Source organism: Mesorhizobium sp. B2-1-3, from assembly GCF_006442495.1.
GTDB lineage: Bacteria > Pseudomonadota > Alphaproteobacteria > Rhizobiales > Rhizobiaceae > Mesorhizobium.
The window spans coordinates 1-15,459 of the sequence record NZ_VFWL01000003.1; the positions used below are offsets into that span (position 1 = coordinate 1).

At 60.8% G+C, this 15,459-nt stretch carries 15 protein-coding genes and 3 pseudogenes; 16 read left to right on the plus strand and 2 right to left on the minus strand.

What is annotated here, in order from left to right; all coding sequences use genetic code 11:
- The first annotated feature begins 149 nt into the window (after window positions 1-149).
- From FJ973_RS07010 to FJ973_RS07020, 3 genes and pseudogenes are all read left to right on the plus strand, one after another.
- Window positions 150-401 carry a type II toxin-antitoxin system Phd/YefM family antitoxin gene (locus FJ973_RS07010; RefSeq protein WP_140522731.1) on the plus strand — a complete coding sequence of 84 codons (252 nt, stop codon included), beginning with the start codon at window positions 150-152 and terminating at the stop codon, window positions 399-401.
- 2 nt (window positions 402-403) lie between these two features.
- Entirely contained in the window at window positions 404-847 is a 444-nt protein-coding gene (locus FJ973_RS07015) for a type II toxin-antitoxin system VapC family toxin (protein WP_140522733.1), read from the plus strand.
- 171 nt (window positions 848-1,018) lie between these two features.
- Window positions 1,019-1,639 (plus strand): annotated as a pseudogene (locus FJ973_RS07020) (ISNCY family transposase); the annotation flags it as partial.
- A 364-nt stretch (window positions 1,640-2,003) separates the two neighbouring features.
- Here FJ973_RS07020 and FJ973_RS07025 read toward each other — a convergent pair.
- The gene (locus FJ973_RS07025; RefSeq protein WP_140523374.1) at window positions 2,004-4,628 is read right to left on the minus strand and encodes an EAL domain-containing protein; all 2,625 of its coding nucleotides are present in this window, start codon (window positions 4,626-4,628) and stop codon (window positions 2,004-2,006) included.
- A 211-nt stretch (window positions 4,629-4,839) separates the two neighbouring features.
- On the opposite strand from FJ973_RS07025, the pseudogene FJ973_RS31215 reads away from it, so the two are divergent.
- The 9 genes and pseudogenes from FJ973_RS31215 to FJ973_RS07060 all read left to right on the plus strand — a co-directional run.
- Window positions 4,840-4,982 (plus strand): annotated as a pseudogene (locus tag FJ973_RS31215) (IS630 family transposase); the annotation flags it as partial.
- A 403-nt stretch (window positions 4,983-5,385) separates the two neighbouring features.
- Window positions 5,386-5,541 carry a hypothetical protein gene (locus tag FJ973_RS30800; protein WP_181165398.1) on the plus strand — a complete coding sequence of 52 codons (156 nt, stop codon included), beginning with the start codon at window positions 5,386-5,388 and terminating at the stop codon, window positions 5,539-5,541.
- Window positions 5,542-5,562: 21 nt separating this feature from the next.
- A complete protein-coding gene (locus tag FJ973_RS07030; protein WP_140501511.1) occupies window positions 5,563-6,459 on the plus strand; it encodes a LysR family transcriptional regulator in 897 nt (298 codons plus the stop codon).
- Between the two features lie 185 nt (window positions 6,460-6,644).
- Window positions 6,645-7,243: pseudogene (wrbA, locus tag FJ973_RS07035) on the plus strand (NAD(P)H:quinone oxidoreductase).
- Window positions 7,195-7,869, plus strand: coding sequence for a DUF1003 domain-containing protein (locus FJ973_RS07040; RefSeq protein WP_224647543.1), 675 nt, complete (start codon window positions 7,195-7,197; stop codon window positions 7,867-7,869). The pseudogene wrbA and the gene FJ973_RS07040 overlap by 49 nt, the downstream one beginning before the upstream one ends.
- A 149-nt stretch (window positions 7,870-8,018) precedes the next feature.
- Window positions 8,019-8,624, plus strand: a complete 606-nt coding sequence (locus FJ973_RS07045) for a sulfite oxidase-like oxidoreductase (protein ID WP_140501506.1) — start codon at window positions 8,019-8,021, stop codon at window positions 8,622-8,624.
- Window positions 8,617-9,363 (plus strand): ferredoxin reductase, encoded by a 747-nt coding sequence (locus FJ973_RS07050; RefSeq protein ID WP_181165397.1) that lies wholly within the window; start codon window positions 8,617-8,619, stop codon window positions 9,361-9,363. Before FJ973_RS07045 ends, FJ973_RS07050 begins: the two co-directional genes overlap by 8 nt.
- Before the next feature lie 250 nt (window positions 9,364-9,613).
- Window positions 9,614-10,300 (plus strand): antibiotic biosynthesis monooxygenase, encoded by a 687-nt coding sequence (locus FJ973_RS07055; RefSeq protein WP_140522735.1) that lies wholly within the window; start codon window positions 9,614-9,616, stop codon window positions 10,298-10,300.
- Between the two features lie 161 nt (window positions 10,301-10,461).
- On the plus strand, window positions 10,462-10,956 hold the full coding sequence (locus FJ973_RS07060; protein ID WP_140522737.1) for an OsmC family protein: 495 nt from the start codon (window positions 10,462-10,464) through the stop codon (window positions 10,954-10,956).
- Window positions 10,957-11,139: 183 nt separating this feature from the next.
- Here FJ973_RS07060 and FJ973_RS07065 read toward each other — a convergent pair whose 3' ends face one another.
- Window positions 11,140-11,685: a carboxymuconolactone decarboxylase family protein gene (locus FJ973_RS07065; protein ID WP_140501500.1), complete on the minus strand. Its 546-nt coding sequence runs from the start codon at window positions 11,683-11,685 to the stop codon at window positions 11,140-11,142.
- Window positions 11,686-11,798: 113 nt separating this feature from the next.
- Here FJ973_RS07065 and FJ973_RS07070 point away from each other — a divergent pair, with 113 nt between their 5' ends.
- From FJ973_RS07070 to FJ973_RS07085, 4 genes are all read left to right on the plus strand, one after another.
- Entirely contained in the window at window positions 11,799-12,746 is a 948-nt protein-coding gene (locus tag FJ973_RS07070; RefSeq protein WP_140501498.1) for a LysR family transcriptional regulator, read from the plus strand.
- A 192-nt stretch (window positions 12,747-12,938) separates the two neighbouring features.
- Window positions 12,939-13,529: a peroxiredoxin-like family protein gene (locus FJ973_RS07075; RefSeq protein ID WP_281405129.1), complete on the plus strand. Its 591-nt coding sequence runs from the start codon at window positions 12,939-12,941 to the stop codon at window positions 13,527-13,529.
- Window positions 13,530-13,700: 171 nt separating this feature from the next.
- On the plus strand, window positions 13,701-14,636 hold the full coding sequence (locus FJ973_RS07080; RefSeq protein WP_140522739.1) for a LysR family transcriptional regulator: 936 nt from the start codon (window positions 13,701-13,703) through the stop codon (window positions 14,634-14,636).
- Window positions 14,633-15,364, plus strand: a complete 732-nt coding sequence (locus tag FJ973_RS07085) for a peroxiredoxin family protein (RefSeq protein WP_140522741.1) — start codon at window positions 14,633-14,635, stop codon at window positions 15,362-15,364. The genes FJ973_RS07080 and FJ973_RS07085 overlap by 4 nt, the downstream gene beginning before the upstream one ends.
- The last annotated feature ends 95 nt before the right edge of the window (window positions 15,365-15,459 follow it).

Here is a 15,459-nt window from a genome sequence, read left to right on the forward strand (position 1 = left end):
CCCAGCCTCCATCCGCTGGCGATAAAACCGGACAACTCACGTGCTACCTAATCCGGACAACTCATCTGCTTACGACAGTTGGGCTACGGCCTTCTTGTCAAGGCTCGCTCCATAAGCTATATGACTACTTTGGTCACAGGGCTGTCAAGATGAAAGAGATTCAGCTTAAAGACGTGAAGGCGACGTTCTCGCATGTGGTCGACGAAGCGGTTGCAGGCGCACCGACGGTTGTCACCCGTCACGGCAAAAGAGAGGCTGTCGTAATCAGCTATGCGGACTACGAGCGCCTTTCCCGTGTGCCATCGCTGGGTTGGTTGCTTACAAACTCGCCCTTGGAGGACGGCGACCTGCCAGCGCGAAGCCGAAAGCCCGCACGGGCTCTGCGTGACCCGGCGTTTTGACGTTGTACCTTCTGGATACGAATGTCGTCAGTTTGCTCGCCCCCTCGAGACGCAGGACACCCTCCGATGAAAGACTAGTTGCCTGGATCGTCGACAGATCCTCCGACCTTTGGCTGTCCGTCATCACCTCGGCTGAGATCGAGGACGGTATTGCGAACGCCAAGCGAACCGGTGCCACCAAAAAAGCGGCCGCGCTCGCTGAGTGGTGGGGAGAAATTCGTCACTACTACGGTAGCCGCATTCTGCCTCTTGATCTCGAGACGGCAACGATAACCGGGCAACTTATGGCAGTCGCCCGCGGAGCTGGCATCTCTCCCGGTTTCGAGGATATCGCGATTGCTGCCACAGCCACGCAACACGATCTAATCGTGCTCACGGACAATGAAAAGGATTTCAGACCGCTCGGAGTTCGGTATCAGAATCCGTTCATCGGGCTTCCCGGTTAGCTTGTCCAATCGAAATATTGAAGTTCACATAAGTATATGAATAGTAATCACAAATGTTAGTTCCATAATACATGTTATGCGACTTATGGGTATTGCCGCAAAATAGAAATGTCTTGATTCCGCAAAGTAGGAATGTCGCCCTGCTCGCCGATGAGCGAGGGAGACGGCGGGTTGGGACTGATCTTAATGAGCGAGCGCGAGCTGCAACGCATCGAGGTGCTGTCGAAGGTTTTGGAGCGGCGCATGACGGTTGTCTCGGCGGCGCATGTCCTGGATATGACAACGCGCCAGGTCCAGCATCTGCTGAAGGCGTTCCGGACTGAAGGCGCCGCGGCACTTCGGCACAAGGCTCGAGGACGACCGTCGAACCATCGATATGTCGCCGGCATCGGTGAGTTGGCGGTTCGGCTGGTTCGGGAACACTATCTCGACTTCGGGCCGACCTTGGCGGCCGAGAAGTTGGCGGCGAACCACGGCCTGATCGTGTCGCGAGAGACGTTGCGCAAATGGATGGCGGAAGCCGGAATCTGGCTGTCGCGCAAGCAGCGCCGGACATTCCATCAGCCTCGTTTGCGTCGAGAATCTTATGGCGAGCTGGTGCAGATCGACGGCAGTGATCACCGTTGGTTCGAGGAGCGGGGCGATCCATGCACCCTGCTCGTCTTCATCGACGACGCCACGAGCAAGCTCCAGCAGCTTCGCTTTGTGAAGTCGGAGAGCACCTTCAGCTCCTTCGAGGCGCTGGAACTCTATCTGAAGGCACACGGCTGCCCAGTCGCATTCTACTCCGATAAGCCCCAGTCCCCTGGTCGATCATGAGAACCTGAAAGAACCTACCCGGCCTGTCGTATCCGAAGTGAGCCGCGAGCCTTCGGTTCTGCTTCCTTCCCTTCGAGAAGCTTAAGGATGTGACCAATCTCCAAAAGCTTGCCAGTGACGCCAGCGGCTATCGCCTGCGTCATGCGGCGCGAGGCATCAATGCGTCGCTCAATTGTAATACCTGGAATGGAGGCCACCGGGCTGGCGTGAGCCTCTGCCTTGTTAGAAAAGCCATTGGTCTGGCGCGTGAAATGGCGCTAGTACATCCGCTTGGTCATGCGCAGGGGCCGCAAACGGGGGTTGGCGGGCGCCGATGCTCGTCGCGCGCGCGCTGATCTCATGATGCTGCGAGCATTCGCCGGTTGTTTAACAACTTCGTGATGCCGTGTGCGGTCATTGGTCGGCTCAGCGCATAGCCTTGCAAGATGTCACAGCCTAAATTCTTGAGGACCTTGGCCTGCTGCATCGTCTCGACACCTTCGGCGATGACCTCCACGCCCAAGGACCGGCCAATCTGCACAATCGATTGTACGACCTCTCGCTGCTGGGCTGACCTGGCGATTGGACCAACTAGCTGGCGTGCAATTTTCAACCGTCGCGGTTGAAGCTTGAGCAAGCTGACAATCGACGCATGGCCGGTGCCGAAATCGTCAATTTCGATGTCGATTCCGAGTTCCTTGATCTGGTTGACGTTCCAGATCATAAGCTCATCGTTGTCGTCGAGGAAGATTGATTCTAGAAGTTCGAACGAAACGGTTCCTGGTTTTATCGAAAGTGACGTCAGGCTGGTGATCAGCTCCTCGTCCTGAAGCCGTCTCGCGGAGACGTTCACCGAAGCGCGCGGAACCAGGAGGCCGGCCCTCTGCCAGCGATCAAGGTCGTGGAGGGTTTGTTCCAGTACTAGTCGGTCAATAATTGAAACGACATTCAACTCTTCAGCAATCTTGAGGAACCCGGCTGGCGTCTGAAGTCCGTCGGCGGGATGGTTCCAGCGCGCCAGCGCCTCAACGCCCGCAACCTCCAGCGTTTTGGCATCGAACTGTAGCTGGTAATGTGGAACAAACTCGTTGCGTTCCAACCCTGCGAGGATCTCGTCGGCTACCCGTTTGGTCCGGATGATCTCAGAGTGGAGGTCCTGGGTGAAGAACTCATATCGATTGCGTCCCCGACTCTTGGCCCGGTAAAGGGCTATATCCGCGTTGACCATCAGGCGTGGGCCGTCGATGGGACCGTCCGCATCGACTGCGATCCCGATGCTAACGCCGATACGGCATTGATGGTCCTTGTAGGGAATCGGCTGCCGCAATCTATGTATGATGCGGTCGGCCAGCTGTTTAAGCTGATCAGTTGAGATATCGCGTCTGCAGACTACCACAAACTCATCGCCTCCGACTCGGGCAACGAAGTCTGATGAGCGAACAGTTGATGTCAGCTCCTTTGCGGTATGGATCAGCACGGCGTCGCCGATGGCATGGCCGAGCGTGCCATTTATCTGTTTGAAACGATCGAGATCAAGATGCAGAAGCGCGGCGCCGCTGCCAGGCGTTGAGCCTGTGACGGCGTAGCTATCGAGCATCGTGTCAAGGTGGCGGCGATTCGGAAGGCCGGTCAGTGAGTCGTGAAGCGCCGTATGCTCATTGCGCGCTGTCGCCGCCTCAAGCTCAGCACTCCTCGTTTCGGCGAGATCCTTTGCCCGTTCCAGTTCCCGTGTCTGGATCACATCCGCCGTCACGTCCCATTCCGCGCCAACCATTTTGTGATCGGTGCCGTCCCTGTAAGTCTTGGCACGCACGCGGACGTGTCGGACAACTCCATTGGGAAGCACCACACGATATTGCGAAGAGTATATGCCGGTTGCGATCCCTTGCGCGAAATCCCGCTTAGCCTCGTCGAGATCGTCAGGGTGGATCGATCTTGACCACTCTTCGAAGGTTCTTGGTTCGCCATCTGCTGACTTGCCATAGATTTCGTTCAGGCGGTCGTCCCAGAATATAATGTCCGAGTCGAGATCCTGCTCCCAGACGCCAATTTGCGAGGCGTCAAGCGCAAGCTCCAGCCTCTCTGAAAGCTGTGCCAGTCGTCGTTCGCCGCGGCGCAGATCGGCGTAATGCTTATACCGCTGATTGAGAAGCCGCCCCGCAAAGACGATCGGAACCACGACCAGGGCGCCGCCGATGAGCATTGTTAGTCGCAAAATCCAGGCGTTGCGGGGCGTGGTGTTCCAGCCACCCTTGGGAATGGCGGAAATTTGCCAAGATCCTGTCGGCAACCGCACCTCGGAAGTGACGGGATCTTGTTCCGTCACGTACGCGGGACCGTAAAATCGCGCCCCGCTTCTCCCGAGAGCGTCCTTACCTGTCAGAGCGATTTCGATTGGCAGGTTCTTGTCTAAAAGACCGCTGTCCGCGTACAGCTTCGGAACGTCGATCACGGCGGCCACTATGCCCCAGAACGTCTCGCGAGGGCCGTCACGGTCAAGGAAGACAGGAAATCGCCCGATGAATGCCTGACCTCCTTGTTTGAGTTCTACCGGCCCGGCTAACACCAGTTGCTTGTTATCGCGTGCCCGAAGTACTGCTTCGCGCAGCTTTTCGTCTTCGCGGAAGTCCAGCCCTATCGCTTTTTCATTGCCTTCCCTCGGATACATCAACGAGACGACCAGGTCAGGGGCGCCGGCAATGTTTCTGATCTGTGTCTTCTCGCGAAAGAGGCTCTTTGCCAGTTTGGCAAAGCGAGCTTGGCTCATGTTCGGTTCAGTAACGATCGTCGCGACCAGACCACGCGCCAGTTGAAGGTCTCCGTTGACATTACCCTCAAGTTTGGCGCGAACGAGGTTCATCTCCTTCGCAACGTCAACGCGCAATGCCTGCTCGGTTACAATGCTGTTTTGATGGTCCGCAAAAATTCCGGCAGTTAACAGCACCGCAAGGGCGATCACTGCCGGAAGACTGGTCCAGGTCATCAAGGTGCGGAAGCGCTGATGAATAGCAAATGGCAAGATGGAATCTCGGTCGCCCTGATTTCCAGTTGGCGCAGGATATCGGAGCCGACTTAATCGAATCTCTTCGCCTCTACTCAAAATTTATAAAAGACACCTGGAAGACTAACGCGTATCTGGCGTGCGCTGATCTCGCCAGCAGGCGCTTGCGTTTGGATCCTCGCAGACCGGGCCCGATCCCCAGTGCCTGTTCGATGAGCCGTGGATCAAGGCCAACATGGCTCGCTGTCATGTTGGCGGCCGAAGTGGAAGCGGCTGTGCGCCCTGGCTCCGCGCGGCCATTGGCGCACCCTGACCTTCCGTGGCGCGCTGCGCTGTATGGGTGCGCGGCTGCTCCACGAATATAAGGCGATCAGCGCGGCCGGCATGGACTAAGCGGCGCCCCGCGGCAAAAAGATAATCAGCGGCCAGAGCTAACGACCGCACCTGAGCGACGAGCGGTTGAATGATACCGGCGTTTCGCGGTTTGACACCAACTGCGCTGCGCGCTGAATGAAGAGGCGCGCTGAGATCAGAAGCGTGGGGGCGGCTCGTAGCGAGGGACCGTGACTTCCTAATCGCAGGGGATATTGCCGCCGACATCCCATAGCGCCGCCAGGAGCACGCAAACTACCTACTCTCATATGCCGAGAGGCGGTGTCTCACAGATAGACGATTATGTTGAGAGTCGATAGGCACTACTTCCCAGGTGTTGCAGAGCATGGTGCCGCTGAGGAGACCGATGAATGCCTGGAAAGCCGCACTCGCGACCGCAGTCGGCCTTTTTCGCTTCCAACGAGCACGGGGGTTTGGGGTCGCCGCCGTCTGCGCTGCGGTGGCGGTGGCCGCCGCGCTCGATACGATCCTGGCCCTCGTGCTGGATCCGACCTCCGTGTAGCCCGCCGCGAGCCACCAAGTGATGAACGACCGACTCTCAGCACTCAGACTGTTTGCTCGCGCCGCGCGCGTCGGCAACTTCTCCCGTGCCGGGCGCGAACTTGGCCTGTCGCAGCCGTCCGCATCCAGGCTGATCGCTGCGCTCGAGGAGGAGGTCGGCGCGACGCTTTTTAGCCGCACCACGCGAGCAGTGACGCTGACCGAGGCCGGCGCGACGTACTTGATGCGCGTCGAAACGATCCTCGCAGCGCTCGACGATGCCGACCACGAGGCGCGCGGAACAGGAGAGTTGCGCGGCTCGCTTCGCGTCGGCACGCCGACAAGTTTCGCGCTCAGGGAGATCATCCCGCGGCTTGGCGCGTTTACGAAGCAGCATCCGGCGCTGAAAATCGAGCTCCGAGTGACGGACCGCTACCCAGACCTCGTGACTGAGGGCCTCGACGTGTCGTTGCAGTTCGGCGCCCTCCCCGACTCCAGCGCGATGGCGCGCAAACTCATCCACCAGCCAAGGGTACTCACGGCCTCGGCAGGCTACTTACAGGAGCGCGGCACACCCACGATGCCGTCGGATCTCGTGCACCACTCGGTGATCATCAGTCCAGCGCATCCCTCGCCGACTTTCTCCTTCCGCAAGGGCGGCCGCATCACCTCCGTGCGCGTTGATAGCGCGCTCTCGATCACCACCAACGAAGTAGCCACGGCAAGCGCTGTCGCCGGGTTGGGGGTCGCCGCATCGAGCGAAAACAGCGCGCGGGCAGAGCTCGACGCCGGGAAACTTGTTCGGGTGCTGCCCGACTGGGATTTCGGCTCGATGGAACTGAATGCGCTCTTTGTCAGCGCAAAGACCATAAAGCCCGCCGCCCGTGCGTTTACCGACTTCCTTCTCAGGGAACTCCGCGCTGCAGACGATCGACCATAGGATTGCAGCGATAGCGCGGCATTCCCGGCAGTTATTGATACGATACGTTTACCCTTCCTGCCCCGAAACTTAATGCTAGCAAAGCAAGCACCCGACCGGACGCCCTCGCGCCGGAGGTTTTCTGCATGCTTCGAAATAGCCGAAGACGCGTAAGCGGGCGGCGGTCAATACGATGAACGGCTCCCATGGCCAAAGTGCTAGTACTCTACTGCTCCTCCTACGGGCACATCGAAAAGCTCGCACACGAAATCACCGCGGGCGCGCGCGAGGCGGGCGCGTCCGCCGACGTGAAGCGAGTGCCTGAACTTCTATTTCCGGAGGCGCGAAGGCAGCCAACGACAACCTCGACCAGACCGCTCCAGTCGCGTGCATCGACAACCTCGCCGTGTAGGACGCGATCGTCTTGGGCGCAAGCAGGCGCTGCGGCAGGATGTCGTCCCAAATGGCAAGTTTCCTCGACCAGGCTGGCGGCCTATGGGCGAAGGGAACCCTCAATCGCAAGGTCGGCGGCTCCTTCGCGTCATCGACGACGCAGGATGGCGGCCAGCAGACGACGCTGTTCACCATCATCACCAATCTGCTCCACTTCGGCATGACGGTGGTCGGAATGAACTGCGGGTTTGCCGGCCAAAGGAAAGTCGATGAGATCGCCGGCGGTACGCCTTACGGCGCCACGACAATTGCCGGCCCCGACGCGCAGCGGCCGCCGACCGAGAACGAGCTTGCCGGCGCCCGGTGCCGGCGACGAGCCATCGCGGATATCGCCACGAAATTTCACGGCTAAACGACGCGATCAAAAACGCGGTGGGGCGCTGGCGCGTCGACCGTGCAATCAAGCGGAACGGTGCTGGCAACGTGGAAGAGAAGGTGGAAGACCAGGACGGCATGGAACAAGCCGAGCATGACCTGCTCGCCGACCTCAGGCGAGCGCGTCGCTCATTTCGTCTCCAGGACATGGATGAGTCCGCGGCGGCTGCGTGCCTGACGCCCGGGCAAAGGATAGCTGACGCCGTCGCCAGCGTCATGGGATCGTGGAGTTTCATCATCGTGCAAAGTGCGATCCTGGTCGTCTGGATAGGGGCCAACCTAGTCAGCGCGATCAGGGGCTGGGACCCCTACCCGTTCATCCTTCTCAATCTCGCGCTTTCTTTCCAAGCGGCCTACGCCGCGCCAGTCATCATGATGAGCCAGAACCGGCAGCAGGACATCGATCGCAAGGCCGCGGAGAATGACTACCGCATCAACGTGAAGGCGGAGCTCGAGATAGAGTTGCTGCATGAAAAGATCGACCAACTACGTGAGCGCGAAGTCCTGAAGCTGACGGAGGCCGTCAGGATGCTGACCGAGCTGCTGGAGCAGTCGGCGTCGGGCGCACGCGAGGCCGATGCGGAAGGCGGACGGCGATCATAACGCCCGGCTATCGACTTCATGGCGTGACGTCATTTCCCATTCGCGGCGCGGAATACTATGTTACGCCGGTACCTTGCTCATCCGGCGCACTACGGCTTGGCGTTGCGCGGGACGACGCTCTTTTTACCTGCCGAGGAAGGATGTCCGCCATGGTTACTCGCGGTTTTACCGGCCGCCAATCCGGATCGGAACTATCGGATCGGATTCCCCCGGGACAGCACCTCGTCGACAATTTCCCGGTGCTTACGGCCGGTCCCACGCCGAGGATCGAGCCCGCGGACTGGACATTCACGCTAAAGGTCGGACCTCGTCCGGTCAAAGCTTGGAGCTGGTCGGAGTTCAACGCCCTCCCACGAACCAAGATGACGCGAGACATCCACTGCGTGACCTCCTGGTCGAAGCTCAACACCGCGTGGCAGGGCGTGGCCGTCGACGATATCCTCGCCGACGCCGGCCTCAGCGCACCCACTCCGTTTGCGCTCGCCCATTGCTACGACGGCTACTCCACGAACGTGCCACTGGCGGACCTCGCGACGGGCAAGGCGATGATCGCACTCGAGTACGAAGGCCAGCCACTGCCGCGCGACCACGGGGGGCCGGCGCGGCTCTTCGTGCCGCATCTCTACTTCTGGAAGTCGGCGAAGTGGGTAAACGGGCTTCAGTTCACCGAGCGCGACGAGGCCGGCTTCTGGGAGCTGCGCGGGTACCACATATACGGGGATCCGTGGCGCGAGCAGCGATACACGAATGACTGAAGCGATTGGCACAACCGCGCGATGGCAGAGCTGCGCGATTGTCGAGATCGCGACGAGAACGCCGGCTATAAAGAGCTTCTTTCTTCGCCTATCCGAACCGTTCGAGTATACGGCCGGACAGCACGTTGACGTGCGGCTGACTGCACCCAACGGCTACACTGCCATGCGCAGCTACTCGATCGCGTCGGCCCCGGGCAATTCCAAAGTGATCGAGCTGGCGATCGAGCGCCTCGCGGACGGCGAGGTCTCCCCGTTCTTCCACGACGTCGCTCGAGCAGGAGATATGATCGAGCTTCGCGGGCCGCTTGGCGGTCACTTCCTCTGGCCGGGACCGACAGCGAAACCGCTGCTCTTGATCGGCGCGGGCTCCGGCGTCGTGCCGCTGATGGCAATGATCCGGCATCGGAAGGCCAGCGGCGAGCCAGTGCCTGTCGCGCTGTTGCTCTCCTCCAGGACCTGGCGTGACGTGCTTTTCAGGGACGAGCTCCTCGAGCTCGAGAGGTCGCTTCCCGATTTCGCACTCGCCCTGGCCTTGACGCGCGAGCCGGCGATGCGCAGCAGCGACTTCAGCAGGCGGATCGACGCGGCGATGGTCGCCGACGTCGCGGCACGTCAGCCTGTCTCTCCCGGCAGCGTCTTCGTGTGCGGGTCGACTGCTTTCGTTGACATCGCGGCGGACGCGGCGCTCGCATTGGGACTGGAAGCGAGAGCGATCAAGGCCGAACGCTACGGCGCTTGAGGGACCGTTCCTTTCGTTTTGCGAGAGCATAATTTTCGCAAACGCCAGATTATCCGTGCGGCCTGCAGCGACTTTAGTGGTTGAATGCGAGGACCCGCGCAGTGAATGAACGGGAGCCACTGGGGTGCTGTCCAAGGCGACCGATGTCGACGGCTGGAACGTCTTCTGCCGTCAAGAATATGTGCCTTTGTCGGGCCATTTCGACATTGGGACTGACTGCGTCGAAGCACTCTAGAGACGGGATACGAACATGTTTTCAGTGATTTTCGAAGTCCTCCCCAATAAAGAGAACTGGGATGACTACCTCGACAGCGCCAAGATGCTGCGCCCCGAGCTGGAGCAGGAAGAGGGCTTCGTCGACAACATCCGCTACAAGAGCCTGATCCGCGAGGGCTGGATCCTTTCGCTTTCGAACTGGCGGGACGAGAAGTCGCTCGTGCGCTGGCGCACCCGCAGGCATCATCACGAACTCCAGCAGAAAGGCCGCGACGAAATCCTCGCCGACTACCACCTGCGCGTGGGTCAGATCACTGCCGACAATCAGCTGCCGACGGGGTACGCCCTCACGGAGCAAAGGCTCGATGAGACTGAATTTGGGGAGGGCACGACGGTTACGCTGATCAACGCGACTCGCCCCGCGCAGTGGAAGCAAACCAACAACCCGTACGATTGTGCCGAGTGGCTTGGCCTGAATCCGTGGGCCGCCGACAGCACGTTCTGGGACATCTTTGACGCCGTACTCACGCCCGGCGACCTGATTCTCCTCATATCGTGGAAGAACGCCGCTGCCGCGCAGGCTTATGAGGACGCTTCTGCGCCGAATAACAAGGCCAGGATCCGAAGAGTGCGGATCGTGCGCGACTACGGAAAGTATGACCGTCGCGAGGCGCCTCAGTACTACGCGGATGCCGAAGGTGGCGAGACCCTCCACGCCTGATACCCACTGTCGGGAACCGTCGACCCGCAGCGTGATAAACCCTACGTTCGCAAAAGTGCGGGCCGCGGGGGAGCCAGGTCGCGCTCGCGAGGCCGTAGCTACGATACCTGGTCAAGGCGGGCCTGCCAAAAGGCCCTGTCGAAACCTGAAAGGAAAGCACGATGACGAACTCGAATGATGGCGCTCCCCACCCGCAGGCCGTGGTAGGCGGCGATCTTGACGGCGCCGGCGCGCTCAACGGCCGCGCCGGCGCATCGGAATTCTCCATTGGCGGCCTCAATGGGAGGGGCGGCATCACGGCCGGGGCAAACCCCTACGAGCTGCTCAGCGCTTCGCTCGCCGCGTGCACAGCGATGACGATACGGCTGCAGGCGCGAAGGCGGAAATTCCCGCTTTCTCATGTCGAGGTGGCTGTTTCATATCACCACGGCATCGAGGGCAGCCGCGACTCCTTCGAGCGTTCCATCCGGCTCGAAGGAAACCTGAGCGACGAGGAACGTGCCCAACTGATGCAGGCCGCGGACATGTGTCCGGTGGGGCGGACGCTTGGCCTCAGCGCCGACATCCGCACGAACGACAACGTCAGCGTCGGGCGAGCGGCTAGCTATGACGACGACTTGCGCAAGCTTCCGATCCCGAACATCGACCCCGACTAGAGGCATAATGCCGAAGAATGTGAAGCGGTTTTCGGGCAACACCATGCTCAACTTCTCCGATTTAGAGACGAATTCAGATTTCAGGTCGATTCGACCTGAAATCATCTGCTAGCGGGCCGCGAGGTAGACGGCGAACGCATCGGCATCGTCGCGTCGAGCGCCGGAGAGCGGCGTCACCTGGCGTTAGACTGCCTTCGCGGGCCTCACCTCCGGAAAATCAATCGGGGTCCGCACTGCATTGTTCACGAAGTTGGTCAACAGGAACTGAGCAGTCAGCGCGATCATTTCGAGGGTACTAGCATCCGTCCAGCCCGCATCCTTGACCGCCGCAAACTGGGCGTCGGAGAGTTTGCCGCGCGTCTCGATAAGCGCCTTCGCGAAGGCGACCGCAGCTTGGCGCTTGGAGTCGCTCGATCGGCCCTGCCGGTTTAGATCGATTTCCTCCGGAGGGATCTTCGCGAGGTTCGTTGAGACATAGCTGTGCGCTGCAAGGCAATAGTCGCAGCCATTTGCCTCCGAAACCGCGAGCGCGATGCCCTCCCGGGTCTTCAGATCGAGGGCCTTGGACAGCGACCCCATCAGACCGGCCCAGCCGCCCAGAACGTTCGGACTGATGGACATGAGGCGATAGTGGTTCGGTACGAAGCCGAGCATCTTGTTGATGTTGTCGAGGATTGGCTGGGATTCGGCAGGCGCGTCGTCGCGACCCGGGATAGCGATGCGGGACATTTCTTCTCCGTTGGACTCTGGCCGGCTCGGTTTTTGAATTGCTGTGGTAGCCTCTGCCGTTCGGCGCCATAATTGCCTAATCGTGAGAAATGGCCTCTCGGAGGGTGAGAGAAATGGACCGGTTTGAAGCAATGTCGCTTTTGGTAAGGTCGGCGGAGGCCGGCAGTTTCTCCGCGGCAGGCCGTCAGCTCGGCGTCCCTCTACCGACCGTCAGTCGGAAGGTCGCCGAATTGGAGACCCACCTCAATACCCAGCTGCTGGTCCGATCGACGCGGAAACTGTCCCTGACCGAAGCGGGGCTCGCCTACGTCGCCGCCTGCAAACGCATCCTGGAACAGGTCGAGGAAGCCGAATCGCAGGCCTCTGGGGAGTACACAGTCCCGCGCGGTACGCTCACGATGACCGCGCCTATTGTCTTTGGGCGCTTCCACGTAGTGCCTGTCGTGAATGAATTCCTCGCGCGTTTCCCGCAGATCAGCATTCAACTGACGCTCACCGATCACACGATCAACATCGTCGACGAGCACATCGACCTGGCCGTCCGCGTCGGCATGTTGCCCGATAGCACACTCGTCGCGACGAAGGTGGGCGAGATCAGGCGTGTGGTGTGCGGCAGCCCCGACTATTTCGCCGCCCATGGCGTCCCGAAAACGCCTGACGACCTGGCCGAGCACATGTGCGTGACGTTCACGGCACTCGCAGCTGGGATGACGTGGGTTTTCAAGCCGCGCGGCAAGGCGACGAGGAGCGTGCGTCCCTACTGTCGGCTGAAGATCAACACGGCGGAGTCCGCGATCGACGCGGCGCTCGCCGGCGTCGGCGTGACGAACGTGCTCTCTTACCAAATCGCGAGGCCTGTGGCCGCGGGGAAGCTCAGGATCATCCTGGAGGACTACGAGCCTGACCCGATCCCGGTGCATCTGGTGCACACCGGACAGGCGATCCTGCCCCTCAAGCTGCGGCGCTTCATGGAGTTCGCCGCTTCTCGGCTGCGCAAGTCGCTTGCGGCCGACCTGGCCAAGCTCTCCGCGCCAAAGATATGCGCAAAAACGACGAAGTAGCCAACTCTCTCTCGGGCGATCATTCATGCATGAGAAAAATAACTCAAACTCGCGCGGCAAGACTACCGGAGCCACGCTGCACCAGCGATTATGCTAGTGGCATGCCGGGCCGCGCGCGACGAGCCGAAGATGTTACTCCAAGACGAATTGGACGCCGTTAGAGCCGAGGATTTGGCCAGGACCCCGCCGAACGTGACGCTGGTTCGGCAACGGGCGGTGGAAGCGCTTGCCACATCCGGATTGGCCGAGCGGGCCGCGCAGGCCGGGGATCAAGCCCCTCCGTTCCGGCTGCATGATGGGCATGGCCGGGCATTCTCATCATGCGAGGCGCTGCGTCGAGGCCCGATGGTTCTCTTCTTCTACAGGGGGAGATGGTGTCCCTACTGCACAGTCGACCTTCGCGCGATCGAGGCGTGCTCTCACGACATACGCAGCCTCGGCGCCTCGCTGGTTGTCATCTCACAACAGACGGCCCACAACAGCCTTGAGACGCAGAGGTGGAATGCCCTTTCATTCGCGAGCCTGGTCGACGCGGGTGGCAAGGTCGCGCACGCTTTCGGCCTACGCTGGAGGGCCTCCGACGAACTGCGTTTCGTCGAGAAGGAATGCGGCATAGATCTCGCGACCTTCAACGGCGATCCGAGCTGGACGTTGACTATGCCGGCCCGGTACGTCGTTGCGCCCGACGGAACGATCAAATACGCCGATATCAGTGTCGACTATACGCGACGCGGCGACCCGTGCGATCTGATTCCGGTCCTCGCCAACCTCGCTGCGCACTAGCCGCTTTCTGGGGCTCCAGAAAGCGTGTCCGGGCGTCCAAACGAATAGACCCGGCCATTCCAACGTGCGCCTGCAAGTGGCATCCATGCTCCGTTGTTACGGCGTGCCCCGCACGCCACCGGGTGCATAACCTCGCCATCATAATGGTCAGCCACTTGACGGAGAAAACACATGGAGCTTCATCAAGTCCGCTACTTCCTCGCCGTCGCGGCCACCCTCAACTTCACTCGCGCGGCCGAGCAGTGCAACGTAACGCAGCCCGCCCTGACAAAGGGGGTGCAGAAGCTTGAGCAGGAGCTCGGCGGCGAATTGATTTACCGTGAGCGCCAATTGACGCAGCTCACCGACCTCGGAAAGGAAGTCCTTCCGATGCTGGAACGCACATTGTCCTCGGCGGAGGCGGTGTGTCGCAGAGCCCAGGAGTTCCAGCGCAAGGAGGTCGCACCACTGAAGATCGGCCTCGCCCCCTCCATCTCGGCGTCGCTCGTGCTCGATCCGATCGCGGAGATTGCAAAGTTCGTGCCTGGACTTCACGTGGAGCTGTACGAGGGTGTAGCGCAGAGACTCGTCGATTTATTGCTTGAGGGGGAGATCAGCGCCGCAATCGTCGGTGACGTGCCCGACATGCCCGCCCGCATCGACGACTGGTTGCTATTCGAGGAGCGCTACGTCGCAGTTCTCGCGCCAACACACCGCTTGGCGAACCGTCTATCGATCGGTATCGACGACCTCCGACAGACCGTCTTGCTGGATCGCGCGGGATGCGACGTCGCCCCAAAAATCCAACAGACGTATTTTCCAAAGGGACCACCCCATCTCGGCCACTGCAGCGGTCATGAATTGCACCTGCAGCACATGGCGGCGGCTGGCTTCGGCGTGATGCTCGCACCAGAGCACATGCCGCGCCTTCCCTCACTCAAGACCATTCCGCTCGAAGGCGATCAGGTTTGGCGGGAAGTCCGGTTGCTGGCTGTGCAGGGGCGCCGCTACTCGCCGGCGCTGGACGCTTTTGTCAAGGTCGCGCGGCTTCGCGACTGGTCGATCGATGTCCCCCATCGCGGGATGCTGGACCCAACGTTTCCGAAGGCGGCGGGCGTGCCGGCATGACCGCGGCACGCACGCCGCCGGCCAACCGCTTCCAGCCAACCGATCCGCAGTTTGACGCCAAACGGATGCCAAGCCAGATCGACAAGACACTCGCCCAGATTCGTTCGGAGCTGTTGACGAGGTTCAGCGAAGCGGACTGGGCGTCATACAACCACCTCGTGGGCTGGCTTCGCGATATAGACGTGGTATCGTACGCGTTGAAGGTCGGAGATGCCGCGCCGGACTTCCTCCTTCCGGACGCGGACGGTCGTCTTCACTCCTCCGACCAGCTGCGCCGGGGCGGCCCCCTCGTCCTGAGTTTCTTCCGAGGAGACTGGTGTCCGTTCTGCACCGCCGAGCTGTGCGCCCTTCAGGCGGCGAAGGAGGAGTTTGAGAGCGTCGGCGCAACTCTCGCGGTCGTGACACCCGAGACGGGACAATTCCCGCGGCAACTCAAGCGAAGTCTGGGCCTAGACCTGAAGGTACTGTCTGACGTCGACTACGGCGTTGCGTTGTCGTATGGCATATTGTTCCGGGTGCCTGACGAAATCAAAGCGCACTATTCCGGGCTCGGTTTCGACTTCGGTGCGCGGCACGGTTCGCCAGTCTGGATGCTGCCCATTCCCGCGACTTACATCATCGACACGGAGGGCCGGATCCGCAGCGCGTCCGTCGAACCCGACTTCACGATGCGGGCGGAGCCGGCGCAAATCTTGGCCTCGCTGCGCCGTGCCGCTTCCACGTCTTAGCCGGAGGGGTCCGCCACCCAACACCACGACCTGTTGCGGACCGCGGCCGGTGGGCGCGTCGCCCCGACAGGGATCGACGGCTTTGAACAAGCATG

Bases quoted from the DNA above. Each gene is read 5' to 3' on its own strand.
- FJ973_RS30800 (WP_181165398.1), top strand. From the start codon at position 5,386: ATGAATGCCTGGAAAGCCGCACTCGCGACCGCAGTCGGCCTTTTTCGC.
- FJ973_RS07050 (WP_181165397.1), top strand. From the start codon at position 8,617: ATGACTGAAGCGATTGGCACAACCGCGCGATGGCAGAGCTGCGCGATT.
- FJ973_RS07085 (WP_140522741.1), top strand. From the start codon at position 14,633: ATGACCGCGGCACGCACGCCGCCGGCCAACCGCTTCCAGCCAACCGAT.
- FJ973_RS07025 (WP_140523374.1), bottom strand. From the start codon at position 4,628: ATGACCTGGACCAGTCTTCCGGCAGTGATCGCCCTTGCGGTGCTGTTA.
- FJ973_RS07010 (WP_140522731.1), top strand. From the start codon at position 150: ATGAAAGAGATTCAGCTTAAAGACGTGAAGGCGACGTTCTCGCATGTG.
- FJ973_RS07060 (WP_140522737.1), top strand. From the start codon at position 10,462: ATGACGAACTCGAATGATGGCGCTCCCCACCCGCAGGCCGTGGTAGGC.
- FJ973_RS07045 (WP_140501506.1), top strand. From the start codon at position 8,019: ATGGTTACTCGCGGTTTTACCGGCCGCCAATCCGGATCGGAACTATCG.
- FJ973_RS07055 (WP_140522735.1), top strand. From the start codon at position 9,614: ATGTTTTCAGTGATTTTCGAAGTCCTCCCCAATAAAGAGAACTGGGAT.
- FJ973_RS07070 (WP_140501498.1), top strand. From the start codon at position 11,799: ATGGACCGGTTTGAAGCAATGTCGCTTTTGGTAAGGTCGGCGGAGGCC.
- FJ973_RS07030 (WP_140501511.1), top strand. From the start codon at position 5,563: ATGAACGACCGACTCTCAGCACTCAGACTGTTTGCTCGCGCCGCGCGC.
- FJ973_RS07065 (WP_140501500.1), bottom strand. From the start codon at position 11,685: ATGTCCCGCATCGCTATCCCGGGTCGCGACGACGCGCCTGCCGAATCC.
- FJ973_RS07080 (WP_140522739.1), top strand. From the start codon at position 13,701: ATGGAGCTTCATCAAGTCCGCTACTTCCTCGCCGTCGCGGCCACCCTC.